This window comes from Dickeya ananatis (genome assembly GCF_019464615.1).
Classification (GTDB): domain Bacteria; phylum Pseudomonadota; class Gammaproteobacteria; order Enterobacterales; family Enterobacteriaceae; genus Dickeya; species Dickeya oryzae.
Map to the genome: position 1 here is coordinate 1931988 of NZ_CP040816.1, position 14188 is coordinate 1946175.

The window sequence follows — 14188 nt, forward strand, 5'->3', positions numbered from 1 at the left end:
AGGTGGTGACAGCTCAATACAACGGTATAGATTCCCGCCATGTGATAAATGCCATTTAATCATAAAAAAATATTTTATATAACCATTTTCCATATTAGTTAGACAGTACTGACACTGGAAAACGGGTTTTTATTTCCTTTTTTGTTATCGGCTGCCTGCGGATGATATTCATGGTTCATGGATCAAAAAAGCCAGCCTGTGCAGGCTGGCTTAAGGTAATGTAACCGTAACCACTGGGAAAAAATGCGGTTTTAATCAACTATCGGCACAATTAACGCGAGGCCTCTGCCCACTTGCCGTCAACATAGAACGCCGACCATCCCGTTGCCTTTCCTTCTTTTTCAGAAGAAACATACTGTTGCTTGGTCTTACGGCTAAACCGCACCAGCGTTTTATTGCCTTCCGGGTCGGTTACCGGCGCGTCGGCCAGATAACGCAGCTTTTCCGGCAGGCGATCACGGAAGCGCACCAGCTCTTCCACCAATGGCGCACGGGTTTCCCGTGATTTAGGGAACGTATTGGCCGCCAGGAACACACCGGCAGCGCCGTCGCGCAGCACAAAATACGCGTCGGATTTTTCACACGCCAACTCCGGCAGGGGAACCGGGTCTTCTTTCGGCGGTGCCACTTCACCGTTACGCAGAATTTTACGGGTATTACCGCAGCTTTCGTTGGTACAGGCCATGTACTTGCCAAAACGCCCCATCTTCAGGTGCATTTCCGAACCACACTTCTCGCACTCAACGACCGGGCCATCATACCCTTTCAGCCGGAACTCGCCGTGTTCAATCTCATAGCCATCGCAGGATGGGTTGTTACCGCACACATGCAGCTTACGCTGATTGTCGATGAGATAACTGTCCATCGCCGTACCACATTTCGGACAACGGCGACGAGCACGTAGTGCATTAGTCTCAGCCTCATCACCTTCCAGCACATTCAGCACTTCTGCTTCCGGGATCAGGTTAATGGTAGTTTTGCAGCGCTCTTTCGGCGGCAACGCATAACCAGAACACCCCAGAAACACCCCGGTACTGGCGGTTCGAATGCCCATCTGACGACTACACGTCGGGCAATCAATGCTGGTGAGCACCATCTGGTTCGGCTTCATCCCGCCTTCATCCGGTTCCAGTTCGGCGGTTTCCAGTTGCTTACTGAATTCGGCGAAGAATTCGTCCAGCACCGCTTTCCATTCAGCCTGGCTGTTGGCGACCAGGTCAAGGCTGTTTTCCATACGCGCGGTGAAATCATAATTCATCAACTCGCGGAAGTTATCTTCCAACCGGTCAGTGACGATTTCCCCCATTTTTTCCGCATAAAAACGACGATTTTCTACCCGCACATAACCACGATCCTGAATCGTAGAAATAATAGCCGCATAGGTAGAAGGACGGCCGATACCACGTTTTTCCAGTTCCTTAACCAGTGAAGCCTCGCTGTAACGTGCCGGTGGCTTGGTAAAATGCTGACTTGGCAACAATTTTTCCAACGACAACGCTTGTCCTACCTCAACCGCTGGCAACGTCCGGTCTTCATCGCTCTTACGCAATGCCGGCATCACTTTGGTCCAGCCATCAAAACGCAGGGTACGCCCCTTGGCGCGCAGTTGATAATCCCCGGCACTGACCACCAGTGTCGTGGAGTCATACTGGGCCGGGGTCATCTGGCACGCCACGAACTGCCGCCAAATCAGCTGGTACAGCTTTTGTGCATCAGCTTCCATATCTTTAAGCTGGTCAGCCAGCACCTTAACATCAGAAGGACGGATCGCTTCATGCGCTTCCTGTGAATTTTCCTTGCTGGTGTACAGGTTAGCGGCATCGGGCAGATAGCGTTTACCAAATTCACCCTGGATATAATCACGTGCCATCACCAGCGCATCCTGACTCAGGTTCGTGGAGTCGGTACGCATATAGGTGATGTGACCGGCTTCATACAGTCGCTGCGCCATCATCATGGTTTTTTTCACGCCAAAGCCCAGGCGGGTACTGGCGGCTTGTTGCAGCGTAGACGTAATAAAAGGAGCGCCCGGTTTGCTGCTGGTCGGTTTGTCTTCCCGTTCAGCGACCACATAACTGGCTTTTTCCAGCAGGCTGAGCGCCGCCTGTGTCTGTGCCTGATTTACCGGACGGAAGGGTTTACCCTGATGATGCGTTACCTGCATCTGCAATGCTGTCTCGGCATTCGCTAGCAAATCAGCATGCAATTCCCAGTATTCTTCCGGCACAAACGCTTTGATTTCACGCTCGCGCTCTACTACCAGACGCACCGCCACTGACTGCACACGTCCGGCAGATAATCCGCGGGCAATCTTCTTCCACAGCAGCGGCGAGACCATGTACCCCACCACGCGATCCATAAAACGGCGTGCCTGCTGGGCATTAACACGGTTGATATTCAGTTCGCCTGGTTTTTCAAACGCCTGGCGAATGGCATTTTTGGTGATTTCGTTAAACACCACACGGCTAAAACGCTTATCATCACCACCGATAATTTCCCGCAGGTGCCACGCAATGGCTTCCCCCTCGCGGTCAAGGTCGGTTGCGAGGTAAATGTGGTCAGCATTCTGTGCCAGCGTTTTTAACTCTGAGACCACTTTTTCCTTGCCGGGCAGGATCTCATAATGGGCTTGCCAGCCATGGTACGGATCAACGCCCATGCGATTAACCAGTGCGGTTTTTTCATCTTTTTTGACCGCTTTCTTGGCTTTCTCACCACTTTTGGCTTTCTCGGCAGTGCCTTCAGCGCCCTTCTTGCTCGCGGAACCCGAACCGCTGGTCGGCAAGTCACGTACATGCCCTACGCTGGACTTCACCACGTAGTCATTGCCAAGGTACTTATTAATCGTTTTGGCCTTTGCCGGGGACTCGACGATAACGAGAGCTTTACCCATAATATATTGTTACCTACTGAATTCTTTGAAAAAAGAAAAAATTTTCTCAGTTATTCGCTCTGGCTTTCCAGCCGGCGTAGCCTGAACTATCACGGTTGCGGGAAAATCGTTTTTTTAACGCGGCGATGGTGCGCCGCACGCATTCACTGCGCCGCAACCCTATGATCAATCAGGATTATTCTTTACTGCATCGCACTCATCGGCAACCGATTCTATCCCGGTGTAACGCAATTTTTCCGCCCGACGATGCAAAATCCCACACTCTACCTGATAAATAGCACCACGCAACCTAATTAGCATGTAAAACCTGTTTTCGCCAATCATTACTCTTGTGTTTATCGGCAAAGGAGTGACTAAAAATCAGTCAATTTGCGCTAAATCCCGCTCAGACGCTACAATAGCGCCAGAAAAACTAGGGTTACTAGCAGGAGAGAAAGACCATGCCTGGTTTTATACACATAAATGAAGAAAAAACACCGATTAGCCGTGAAGCCCTGTTACAGGAAGCCAATGCGCTGATTCAAAATCACGAAGATTATCTGCATGGTATGATCGCCAATGCGGTCGAACAGAAGAATGGTGTGCTGGTGTTCCGCGGCGAGTACTTTCTCGATAGCGACGGGCTCCCCACAAACAAAACCACAGCCGTGTTCAACATGTTCAAGCATCTGGCGCACGTCTTATCAGAAAAATACCAACTCATCGATTAATGCCAACCTTGCACCGGGAACACACCGCCCGGTGCCTTCGCGGTGTTTTTACCCTTCCCGATTCACGTGTCGTTTGGCATTCACCGATATTCCTTTTATATATTCCCGGTTACCAGCCATCCGTTATGCTATAACCACATTTTTATATGGTTACCATGAAAAATGGTAACGCTACCATTAACAACACCCAAATAATTAAAAAATAAATATAATAGACTTAATTTAAAAAGATATTATTTAAATAAGATCCTTTTTTAAAAAATAGAAAACATTTCACAACAAATATTGCTATTTATTTACACAACAGAAATCATTACTTATACTATCGAGCGATGCCTTATCGGCATCCATTAAAAATCATTTATGGAGAGTGTTATGAAAAAGCAATTTGGATTGCCTTTGTTATTGTCACTCGCAGCAGTTTTTAGTCATGGCAGTTATTCTCAAACCCTCAATAATACCGATGAGGCAGGCCTGCCGATTGAATCAGGCCTAACAACGTTCCAACCACTGGAAAGCAACGGCCCGCTTTCTGTAGCCAGAGATACCCCCCGTTCGTCATCTTCTGGTCCCTTGCGAGCTCCGGCCCCTGCGCTATCACGCGTGGCAGTCTATGCTGTAGGTTCGTCTAACTGTGGTTGGGAACTCATGACCTCTCTGGGGCAATTTTCAACCACCTGTGACCACGGTGGCTCACAACTTAGGGTCGCGGTACAGGAAATTGGTTACGGCAGTAATCCAGTGGCCTGGATGAACAGCGGCCTATTACCCCGCAGCGCTAATTATCAAACCGACACTATTTGTAATGTCGGGGGACAATATACCTTCCCTTGTCCGGCCGGTTATACCGTTGTAGGTTGGATGCGTTATTATAATCTGGATGGAAATGAAGGTGGCCAATTCCAATTCCAGGATACATCAACGAATGCGCCAAGAAATACGTTATCTACACAGATAACTATTCGATAATTCGTCACATGAACGGCCCAATGGGCCGTTCATTCATCAAGGCCACCTTGTTTTTATTTTGAATAACAGCCATGAACTATACAAATAAAATCATCGACCATCAGGAAAATAAAATAATTCATGAATGAATAAACGATTAAAAATCGCCACAAGATATTTATACCGAAACCAGAATATATACCCTAAATAATTCGAGTTGCAGGCAGGCGGCGACGCAGCGAATCCCCTGGAGCTTACACAAGTAAGTGACTGGGGTGAGCGACAAATCTGCCGGGAGCAGATTTGAACGCAGCTCGCTGCGGCCCGTAGGGCGAGGCCCAGGGATGGGCCGAGTAATAAAGCCAACACACCTGCAACTTGAAGTATGACGGGTATAAATAACAGGGAGGAGCCCACCTATCCGGCACGCCACAATACACTGATGGTATTGATACAAAGGCAATGCACAGACAGGCAGGTCAAACAATTGACTTACAGTTGGGGATGATTTCCTCGCTGCCACCAGCGCAGCATCAGACGTTCCAGCGCATCGCTAGTACTGCCGGTTAACCGGTCCAACAGACGCTTGCGGCGGGTATAGCGTACTGCCAATACTTCGTGGTTTTCCATTTCAGCAATCAGCAGGTCGTCACTGGTGCCAATGGCATCCACCAGCCCCATGTCCTTCGCCTGCGTACCAAACCAGTGCTCACCGGTCGCAACTGATTCAATATCCAACGATGGACGCATCTCGCTGACAAACTGTTTAAATAGCAGATGCGTTTCATTTAATTCCTGACGGAATTTTTCCCGTCCTTCATCCGTGTTTTCACCGAACAGCGTCAGTGTGCGTTTGTACTGGCCTGCCGTATGCAACTCCACATCAATATCTTTATTTTTCAATAACCGGTTGAAGTTAGGAATTTGCGCTACCACGCCAATCGACCCGACAATAGCGAACGGTGCAGCCACAATACGATCCGCCACACATGCCATCATATAGCCGCCACTGGCCGCCACTTTATCCACTGCCACTGTCAGGCGAATCCCCCGCTGCCGGATGCGCTGTAACTGGGACGCAGCCAGCCCGTAGCCATGCACCACACCACCGGGGCTTTCCAGTCGCAGTAACACTTCATCTTCCGGACGCGCCACCGCCAACACCGCCGATACCTCTTCACGCAGCGAACTGACCTCGCCGGCATCCATGCTGCCGTTAAAATCGAGTACATATAAGCACGGGCGAGCGGATTTCTCCTCGCCACGTTTGGCACGTTTCTTTTCCTGTCTGGCGGTTTCCTTGTCTTCTTTTTTTTGTTTTTTCTCCAGCAGGTTGCGCTCGGTGTCGCTCATAGCGGCAGACCGCATCTCCTGCCGCATTTCACGGTATTGTTCGCCCAGATTAATCACTTGCAGTTCGCCTTTACGATGGCGTTTACGCTGCGTCATACCGACTGTCAGCACCACCAATGCGCCGATCGCGACGACAAGGGTGACGACTTTTGCCAGGAATAAACCATACTGAGAAAGTAATTCCACAAATACCGCCTTCATTGACCAATGTGATATATGACGTTGATTCTACAACAACCATTACGGTTTACAGCGCGAGGCGCCGAGCTTCTAACCTAACGTATGACACGCGTGATGGCGATGATCTTTATATATAAATTGAACTTTCCGCTGCTTTTTGCTGCGCAGTCTGTGAGAAAGCCGGACCTTCTGATTGAAAACACCTATTGTTTCAGGCATAAAAAACCATGATGGCTTTTTAGAAACACCGCATCATCCACGAATGATGGCAGCCAGAGGACACTGTTTTGCATTACCAACCGAAAAAAGACTTGTTGCAACACCGTATTATTCTGGTCACGGGTGCCGGTGACGGCATTGGGCGCGAGGCCGCACTGACCTATGCACGCCATGGCGCAAGCTTGGTGTTGCTGGGACGTACCGAGAGTAAACTGCGGGACGTGGAACAACAAATACTGCAAGAGTGTGGGACCCACAGTTATCTCATCCCCTGCGATATGCTGACCGCCAGTCAACATGACTTTATGCAGATAGCCGGGCAGATTGGTCAGGCGCTACCACGGCTGGATGGCGTGCTGCACAATGCCGGTCTGCTGGGTGACATTGTGCCGATGGCTGAACAATCCGCTACCGTCTGGCACCAGGTCATGCAGGTTAACGTTAACGCGACCTTTATGCTGACACAGGCGTTATTGCCGTTGCTGCTGAAATCCGCCAGTCCGTCGCTCATTTTCACCAGTTCCAGTGTTGGCCGTCAGGGGCGTGCTAACTGGGGGGCTTATTCAGTCTCCAAGTTTGCGACCGAAGGCATGATGCAGGTACTGGCCGAGGAGTATCGCAACCGCAACCTGCGGGTCAACTGCATCAATCCTGGTGGTACCCGTACCCCGATGCGCGCAGCCGCGTTCCCCAACGAAGACCCGAACAAGCTTAAAACACCGGCGGATATTATGCCGCTTTACCTCTATCTAATGGGGGATGATAGCCGTCGTAAGACCGGCATGAGCTTTGACGCACAACCCGATCGCAAACCCGGCCCGGCCGAATGATGCAATACACGACGGAACAAAGGGTACCCGCTTATGAGTGATGATCGTCACCAGCAACGTCAACAGCGACTTAAAGAGAAAGTCGACGCCCGCATCGCCGCCGCCACAGACATACGTGGCATTCTGATGGTATTCACCGGTAACGGTAAAGGAAAAACCACGGCAGCCTTCGGCACGGTGACCCGGGCCGTCGGACACGGACTGAAAGCAGGCGTCATCCAGTTCATTAAAGGTGAATGGCCGAACGGCGAAAAGAATCTACTACAACAGCATGGTGTGGAGTTTCAGGTGATGGCGACCGGCTTTACCTGGAATACACAAAACCGTCAGACAGACACCGAAGCCGCCCAGCGCGTGTGGCAACATGGCCTGCGTATGCTGGCCGATGATTCGCTCGATCTGGTGGTGCTGGATGAACTGACCTATATGCTGAGCTACGATTACCTGCCGCTGAACGATGTTATGAGCGCACTACAGCAGAGGCCAGCGCACCAAAGCGTGATCATTACCGGCCGGGGTTGCCATCGCGACCTGCTGGAAATGGCGGATACCGTAACGGAAATGCGGCCGGTGAAACATGCCTTTGATGCCGGGATCCAAGCCCAGCAAGGGATTGACTGGTAGCTATCAGGCAAGAACAACCGCGAGAGTAGATAGACACCCTGGAGACGAAAGAGAAGAGGCTGCGCCAGTCGGCACAGCCTCAGACAAATCAATCAGCCGTTACGCTTCGGCGCACTGCGACGGTTGCCAGCAGGACGACTCGCCGCGCCCGTCTGCCCATGGCGTTTTACCGCACGGCGTATCTGGTTAGCCTTCACCCGACGGCGCTCGCGCTCCACGGGCAGTTTACTGACCGTTTCTGGCGTCAGTTGCACCAGCTCACGCAGGTAGTTAACGTCGGCCAGCGGCATCTCCGTCCAGCCACCACGGGGTAACCCTTTAGGTAACTGAATATCGCCGTAACGCACACGGATCAGACGACTAACCTGTACGCCCACCGCTTCCCACAAACGGCGAACTTCGCGGTTACGGCCTTCCGTCAGGGTGACGTTGTACCATTGATTCAGCCCTTCGCCACCTTGATAACGAATCGCGCGAAATGCCGCCGGGCCATCTTCCAGTTGAACACCCTTACTCAATTGACGAATTTTATCATCACCCACTTCACCAAAGACGCGTACAGCATACTCACGCTCGACTTCACGGCTGGGGTGCATCAGACGGTTAGCCAGCTCACCATCCGTTGTAAACAGCAACAGGCCAGAGGTATTCACGTCAAGACGCCCTACTGCCACCCAACGGTATCCCTGAATGCGCGGCAGACGATCAAACACCGTCGGTCGGCCTTCCGGGTCGCTGCGGGTACAGAGTTCCCCCTCCGGTTTGTAATACATTAATACACGGCATACAGCTTCTTCAGTTTCACGAACTGACACCACATGTCCGTCGATACGAATTTTGGTCGCCCGGGTAACCTCAACGCGATCCCCCAGCGTGGCAATCTTGCCGTCAACGCTAATGCGCCCGGCTTCAATCATACTTTCAATTTCGCGGCGTGAACCGTGCCCTGCACGCGCCAGCACTTTCTGTAGCTTTTCGCTCATTGAGCAACCTCTGATGTCGCCTTCACAGGCGTCGGGGGGAATGTCATTGATGACCAGAAATGCGTTAACTCATTAAAAATAAAGAGTTAACGCAGAATGGTGCGATTATACCTTGATTCAACCCATTTGTATGCCAAATGTTAGCGGCAATGGGCTTTGTGCGGTAAACCTCGCCTGACCGTAAGGCTTATTGCAAGAATAACAAATGACAAACAGGAGGCGGATTACAAAAACGGTGTCACATCACCCGTACCTTCACGTACCACCACCGGCACATCTTCGGTCAGGTCAATAACCGTGGTGGGTTGTTGTCCCAAAAAGCCACCATGAATAATCAAATCTACCCGTTTACCCAGCTGTTCCTGAATTTCTTCCGGGTCAGACTCGGCAAAATCGTTACCCGGCAGCATCAGCGTGGTTGACATTAACGGCTCATTCAGCACCGACAGTAATTCCAGCGCAATCGGGTTAGACGGCACACGCATACCAATAGTTTTGCGCTTATCGTTCATCAGGCGACGTGGCACTTCCTTAGTTGCTTTGAGAATAAAGGTGTAATTACCCGGTGTATTATTTTTGATCAAGCGAAACGCGGCGTTATCCACATACGCATAGGAGGACAACTCTGACAGGTCGCGACACATCAGCGTGAAATTATGGTTTTGATCCAGTTCGCGAATACGGCAAATGCGCTCCATCGCTGCTTTGTCTTCCAGCATGCACCCCAGTGCGTACCCTGAATCGGTGGGATAAACGATAACACCGCTTTTACGCAGGATCTCCACCGTCTGGTTAAGCAGACGCGGTTGCGGGTTCTGCGGATGAATATAGAAAAACTGACTCATGCTACATCCTCTGTCTTCTGAAAACGCGTCACTCTCAGGCAAGCCGCCACAACGGAAGTGACACGCGACAAAATGCTGTATGAATAGCGAGCGGGGTAAAGGCGAAACCGGTATACCAGCACCATCACGATGACCTGGTAACAGCAACGAGTAAATGAAATGAACCTATCCCGCGTCATACCGTCGTGACTTAGCCTGCTAACGCCGGGTGCTGCCAGACTGGCTCCACGCCCGCAGGCAACCACAATTTTCGCCCCAACTCTATCCAGGCACAGGGTTGATGAAAGTCCGACCCCTGTGACCCCAGCAAATGATAGTCCTGCGCATAACGCGCCAGTTGTGAACGCTCATCCGGTGCCTGCTGACATTGGGCGACTTCCATCGCTTCCCCACCACAATCAGCAACATGCCCGATCAGGCGTTTGAGCCATTTGGTGGTCAGGTCATAACGGCCAGGATGCGCCAGCACCGCCACTCCACCCGACTGACGGATAGCGTCCACGGCTTGTTGTATTGTACACCACTGTGGCGGTACATAGCCGGTTTTCCCTTTAGCCAGATATTTTTTAAACACCTGGGCGACCGTGTCGGCTTTTCCCTGCTCGACCAGATAGCGCGCAAAATGCCCGCGGGTGATCATGCCGCCCTCCGCCAGCCGCGATGCGCCAGCCAGCGCATCAGGGATAAGCGATTTTTCCAGCCGCAGTGCTATCTGTTCGGCCCGTTGCTGACGGTACTGCACTTGCTGTTGCAGCAACGAGGTCAAGGCGGGATGGTCACAATCCATCCCTAGTCCGACGATATGAATTTCGTGATTTTCCCAGACCGTGGAAATCTCAACACCAGCAATCAGCCGTAATGGTAATGCCTGCTGCACAATAGCCGTCTGCGCCTGCGCCAATGCCGCCGTGGTGTCGTGATCGGTAATTGCCAGCACGCTGACGCGCATACTCACCGCTCGCTGCACCAACTCAGCAGGCGTCAGTAATCCGTCAGACGCCGTGGTATGGCTGTGCAAGTCATACAGGGGAAATGCAGGTGATGCGGGTAACTCATCTGGCACGTCGGGTATCTCGCTGTTTCAGGAAATTTCAGGCGGCATGATGCCATCAACCTGACCAAAAAGGAAAAAAGATCGGTCCGTGCTGCCTGCTCTCACCATCCTGCCATCAGCCACCAGACATTACCCCGAAAAAATCCGGTTAAATGTTATTGACTTCCTTTCTGCGTTCCAGTTAACTAGTACACAAGTTCAAGCGTAGCGATAAGTGAGGATATGGCGATGACGGTAACAACCCTGCCCCTGAAAAATCATGCTGGTTGGTGGCGCTTCTCCCTGTTGCGGGTGAAGTGATAACGCATAGCCATTTTCCGACATGCCTATCCTGAAACCCGCTGGTAGCGGGTTTTTTTATGGACAAAATACGAGTAAACATCATGCACACACCACAACCTGAACTAGAGCTGTTGCGCGTCGAAGCCGAATACCGTAACGATCCCAGCGCCACGTTCCACCAATTATGCGGCGCTCGTCCGGCAACGCTGTTGCTGGAGTCCGCCGAGATCGATAGCAAGCAGAATCTGCAGAGCTTGCTGATTGTCGACAGTGCATTGCGCATTACCGCCCTCGGCTCGCAGGTATCCATTCAGGCATTAACAGCTAACGGTGCCTCGCTGTTACCGTTGCTGGACCAGGCACTACCGAGCGATGTAACGGTCGATGTGCGTCCAAACGGCCGCGAACTGACCTTTCCTGGCATCGACGACCTGTTAGATGAAGACGCACGCCTGCGCTCGCTGTCGGTATTCGATGCGCTACGCCAGATGCTGACACTGGTGACCTGTCCGCCAGACGAACGTGAAGCGATGTTCTTCGGTGGCCTGTTCGCCTACGATCTGGTAGCCGGCTTTGAGAGCCTGCCGCCACTCAGCCAGCAACAGCGCTGCCCGGATTACTGTTTTTATCTGGCCGAAACACTGCTGATTGTGGATCACCAAAAACGGGTCACCCATCTGCAGGCCAGCCTGTTTACACCTGATGCCACTGAGCGTCTGCGTCTGCAGCAGCGTCTGGAGCAGTTACAACACCAGTTACGCCAGCCTGCGCCAGCGTTGCCGTACCAGACAGTGGACACCATGACCCTGAACTGCAATCAAAGCGATGAAGACTATGGTGCCGTCGTCAGCCAGATGCAGCAGGCAATCCGCATCGGTGAGATCTTCCAGGTCGTCCCATCTCGTCGTTTCTCGCTGCCGTGCCCGTCACCGCTGGCCGCCTACCAGACGCTGAAAGACAACAATCCGAGTCCTTACATGTTTTACATGCAAGATCAGGATTTCACCCTGTTCGGTGCCTCGCCGGAAAGCTCGCTCAAATACGACGCCATCAGCCGCCAGATTGAAATCTACCCTATCGCAGGCACTCGCCCACGTGGACGTCGCGCAGATGGTTCGCTGGACCGGGATCTGGACAGCCGTATCGAACTGGAAATGCGCACCGACCATAAAGAACTGGCCGAGCATCTGATGCTGGTCGACCTGGCTCGCAACGATTTGGCGCGGATCTGCGAACCCGGTAGCCGCTATGTGGCTGACCTGACCAAAGTGGACCGCTACTCCTTCGTCATGCATCTGGTTTCTCGGGTGGTTGGCACGCTGCGTCACGATCTGGATGTCCTGCACGCTTACCGCGCTTGTATGAACATGGGGACGCTCAGCGGCGCGCCCAAAGTCCGGGCGATGCAGTTAATCGCGGAAAGTGAGAAAACACGCCGCGGCAGCTACGGCGGTGCGGTGGGTTACTTCACCGCACGTGGCGACCTCGACACCTGCATCGTCATTCGTTCCGCCTATGTGGAAGATGGCATCGCTACCGTGCAGGCTGGCGCTGGCGTCGTGCTGGATTCCCAGCCGCAAGCCGAAGCCGACGAAACCCGTAACAAAGCCCGCGCGGTTCTGCGCGCGATTGCCAGCGCGCATCATGCCCGGGAGGTGTTCTGATGGCCGATATCCTGTTACTCGATAACATTGATTCTTTTACCTATAACCTGGTCGATCAACTGCGTGCCAGCGGCCACAACGTCGTGGTGTACCGCAACCAATTGCCTGCGGATGTGATCATCGAACGTCTGCAGCAGATGGAAAAACCGGTGTTGATGCTTTCGCCCGGGCCCGGCACCCCCGCTGAAGCCGGGTGCATGCCGGTACTGTTGCAACGCTTACGCGGCCAACTGCCGATCATCGGGATTTGTCTGGGACATCAGGCCATCGTCGAAGCCTACGGCGGTCATGTGGGTCAGGCCGGCGAGATCCTACACGGTAAAGCCTCCAGCGTTGAACACGATGGTCAGGCCATGTTTATCGGGTTACCCAGCCCGTTGCCAGTAGCACGCTATCACTCGCTGGTGGGAAGCAACATCCCGGCTGAACTGGTGATTAACGCCAGTTTTAACGGCATGGTGATGGCGGTACGCCACGATGAACACCGTGTCTGCGGTTTCCAGTTCCACCCGGAATCGATTCTGACGACGCAGGGTGCGCGTTTGCTGAATCAAACGCTGGACTGGGCTTTGGCTTGAATGGAAGGAGACACACGAATGCAACAGATTCTTGAGAAATTGTACCGTGCCGACATTCTGAGTCAGGCAGAAAGCCAGCAACTGTTTGCGGCTATTATTCAGGGCGAACTGGAGCCGACACAATTGGCGGCGGCACTCATCAGCATGAAAGTTCGCGGTGAACACCCTGATGAAATCGCGGGTGCTGCGACGGCGCTGCTGGCCGATGCCAAACCATTCCCACGTCCGGACTACCTGTTTGCTGATATTGTCGGCACCGGCGGTGATGGCTCCAACAGCATCAACATTTCTACCGCCAGTGCCTTTGTTGCGGCAGCTTGCGGAGTAAAAGTCGCCAAACACGGCAACCGTAGCGTTTCCAGCCGTTCAGGATCGTCTGATTTATTATCGGCCTTCGGCATCAAACTCGATATGTCGGCAGAGCTATCCCGTCAGGCACTGGACGATCTGGGGGTGTGTTTTCTGTTTGCGCCGCAATATCACACCGGTTTTCGTCACGCGATGCCAGTGCGCCAACAGTTAAAAACCCGCACCTTGTTCAACGTGTTAGGTCCGCTGATTAACCCGGCTCGTCCGCCGCTGGCGCTGATTGGCGTCTACCGGCCCGAGTTGGTCGCACCGATTGCTGAAACACTGAAAGTACTGGGGTATCAGCGTGCCGCGGTGGTACACGGCGGCGGTATGGATGAAGTCGCCATTCATGCCCCAACGCACGTGGCGGAACTGCGTGACGGGCAGGTAACCACCTATCAGTTGACCCCCCATGATTTCGGGCTGGACTCCTTCTCGCTGGACGATTTACTGGGCGGCTCACCGGAAGAAAACCGTGATATTCTGGCCCGATTGCTTCAGGGTAAAGGGCAACCCGCGCACGATGCCGCCGTCGCGGCTAATGTGGCGCTCTTGTTAAAACTGTTCGGACAGGAAGATCTGCGGCAGAATGCCCAACAAGCACTGGACGTGATTCATAGCGGTCAGGCTTACCAGCGGGTGTTGGAACTGGCAACCAGAGGATGATGATGAAC

General features: G+C 52.7%; 11 protein-coding genes, 1 pseudogene and 1 other annotated feature. Of the genes and pseudogenes, 6 read left to right on the plus strand and 6 right to left on the minus strand.

Translation table 11 applies throughout. The features are described from left to right. Positions 1-271 precede the first annotated feature (271 nt). Complete coding sequence (gene topA / locus FGI04_RS08400; protein WP_342700795.1) at positions 272-2893, minus strand: type I DNA topoisomerase; 2622 nt, start codon at positions 2891-2893, stop codon at positions 272-274. 440 nt (positions 2894-3333) lie between these two features. Here topA and FGI04_RS08405 point away from each other — a divergent pair, with 440 nt between their 5' ends. Together FGI04_RS08405 and FGI04_RS08410 are read left to right on the plus strand one after the other, a co-directional pair. Further along, the gene (locus FGI04_RS08405; RefSeq protein ID WP_342700793.1) at positions 3334-3603 is read left to right on the plus strand and encodes a YciN family protein; all 270 of its coding nucleotides are present in this window, start codon (positions 3334-3336) and stop codon (positions 3601-3603) included. Positions 3604-3978: 375 nt separating this feature from the next. Beyond that, positions 3979-4572, plus strand: a complete 594-nt coding sequence (locus FGI04_RS08410; protein WP_342700792.1) for a YolA family protein — start codon at positions 3979-3981, stop codon at positions 4570-4572. A 471-nt stretch (positions 4573-5043) separates the two neighbouring features. On the opposite strand, the gene sohB is transcribed toward FGI04_RS08410, so the two are convergent. Further along, the gene (sohB, locus tag FGI04_RS08415) at positions 5044-6090 is read right to left on the minus strand and encodes a protease SohB (protein WP_226101602.1); all 1047 of its coding nucleotides are present in this window, start codon (positions 6088-6090) and stop codon (positions 5044-5046) included. A 281-nt stretch (positions 6091-6371) separates the two neighbouring features. Here sohB and FGI04_RS08420 point away from each other — a divergent pair, with 281 nt between their 5' ends. Together FGI04_RS08420 and cobO are read left to right on the plus strand one after the other, a co-directional pair. Continuing rightward, on the plus strand, positions 6372-7133 hold the full coding sequence (locus FGI04_RS08420) for a YciK family oxidoreductase (protein WP_342700791.1): 762 nt from the start codon (positions 6372-6374) through the stop codon (positions 7131-7133). A gap of 33 nt (positions 7134-7166) precedes the next feature. Continuing rightward, entirely contained in the window at positions 7167-7757 is a 591-nt protein-coding gene (cobO, locus tag FGI04_RS08425; RefSeq protein WP_407321380.1) for a cob(I)yrinic acid a,c-diamide adenosyltransferase, read from the plus strand. A 92-nt stretch (positions 7758-7849) separates the two neighbouring features. Here the strand turns inward: cobO and rluB are convergent, their stop codons facing one another. From rluB to FGI04_RS08445, 4 genes are all read right to left on the minus strand, one after another. Continuing rightward, positions 7850-8740, minus strand: a complete 891-nt coding sequence (gene rluB, locus FGI04_RS08430; RefSeq protein WP_023639728.1) for a 23S rRNA pseudouridine(2605) synthase RluB — start codon at positions 8738-8740, stop codon at positions 7850-7852. A 224-nt stretch (positions 8741-8964) separates the two neighbouring features. Further along, positions 8965-9585 (minus strand): L-threonylcarbamoyladenylate synthase, encoded by a 621-nt coding sequence (locus FGI04_RS08435; protein WP_342700789.1) that lies wholly within the window; start codon positions 9583-9585, stop codon positions 8965-8967. Positions 9586-9775: 190 nt separating this feature from the next. Further along, positions 9776-10648, minus strand: coding sequence for an RNase RNM (gene rnm / locus FGI04_RS08440; protein ID WP_342700788.1), 873 nt, complete (start codon positions 10646-10648; stop codon positions 9776-9778). A gap of 189 nt (positions 10649-10837) precedes the next feature. Further along, positions 10838-10963 carry a hypothetical protein gene (locus FGI04_RS08445; protein WP_268906970.1) on the minus strand — a complete coding sequence of 42 codons (126 nt, stop codon included), beginning with the start codon at positions 10961-10963 and terminating at the stop codon, positions 10838-10840. Further along, positions 10901-11000 (plus strand) — a sequence feature (Trp leader region). Its footprint overlaps the gene before it by 63 nt. Positions 11001-11022: 22 nt before the next feature. Here FGI04_RS08445 and FGI04_RS08450 point away from each other — a divergent pair. Both FGI04_RS08450 and trpD read left to right on the plus strand, forming a co-directional pair. After that, positions 11023-12585 carry an anthranilate synthase component 1 gene (locus tag FGI04_RS08450; protein ID WP_342700787.1) on the plus strand — a complete coding sequence of 521 codons (1563 nt, stop codon included), beginning with the start codon at positions 11023-11025 and terminating at the stop codon, positions 12583-12585. Further along, positions 12585-14180: pseudogene (gene trpD / locus FGI04_RS08455) on the plus strand (bifunctional anthranilate synthase glutamate amidotransferase component TrpG/anthranilate phosphoribosyltransferase TrpD). The gene FGI04_RS08450 and the pseudogene trpD overlap by 1 nt, the downstream one beginning before the upstream one ends. The last annotated feature ends 8 nt before the right edge of the window (positions 14181-14188 follow it).

What these genes read in the sequence shown, in the direction of transcription:
- topA (WP_342700795.1), bottom strand. Translation starts at nt 2,893, where the DNA reads ATGGGTAAAGCTCTCGTTATCGTCGAGTCCCCGGCAAAGGCCAAAACG.
- FGI04_RS08405 (WP_342700793.1), top strand. Translation starts at nt 3,334, where the DNA reads ATGCCTGGTTTTATACACATAAATGAAGAAAAAACACCGATTAGCCGT.
- FGI04_RS08410 (WP_342700792.1), top strand. Translation starts at nt 3,979, where the DNA reads ATGAAAAAGCAATTTGGATTGCCTTTGTTATTGTCACTCGCAGCAGTT.
- cobO (WP_407321380.1), top strand. Translation starts at nt 7,167, where the DNA reads ATGAGTGATGATCGTCACCAGCAACGTCAACAGCGACTTAAAGAGAAA.
- rluB (WP_023639728.1), bottom strand. Translation starts at nt 8,740, where the DNA reads ATGAGCGAAAAGCTACAGAAAGTGCTGGCGCGTGCAGGGCACGGTTCA.
- FGI04_RS08435 (WP_342700789.1), bottom strand. Translation starts at nt 9,585, where the DNA reads ATGAGTCAGTTTTTCTATATTCATCCGCAGAACCCGCAACCGCGTCTG.
- FGI04_RS08445 (WP_268906970.1), bottom strand. Translation starts at nt 10,963, where the DNA reads ATGTCGGAAAATGGCTATGCGTTATCACTTCACCCGCAACAGGGAGAA.
- FGI04_RS08450 (WP_342700787.1), top strand. Translation starts at nt 11,023, where the DNA reads ATGCACACACCACAACCTGAACTAGAGCTGTTGCGCGTCGAAGCCGAA.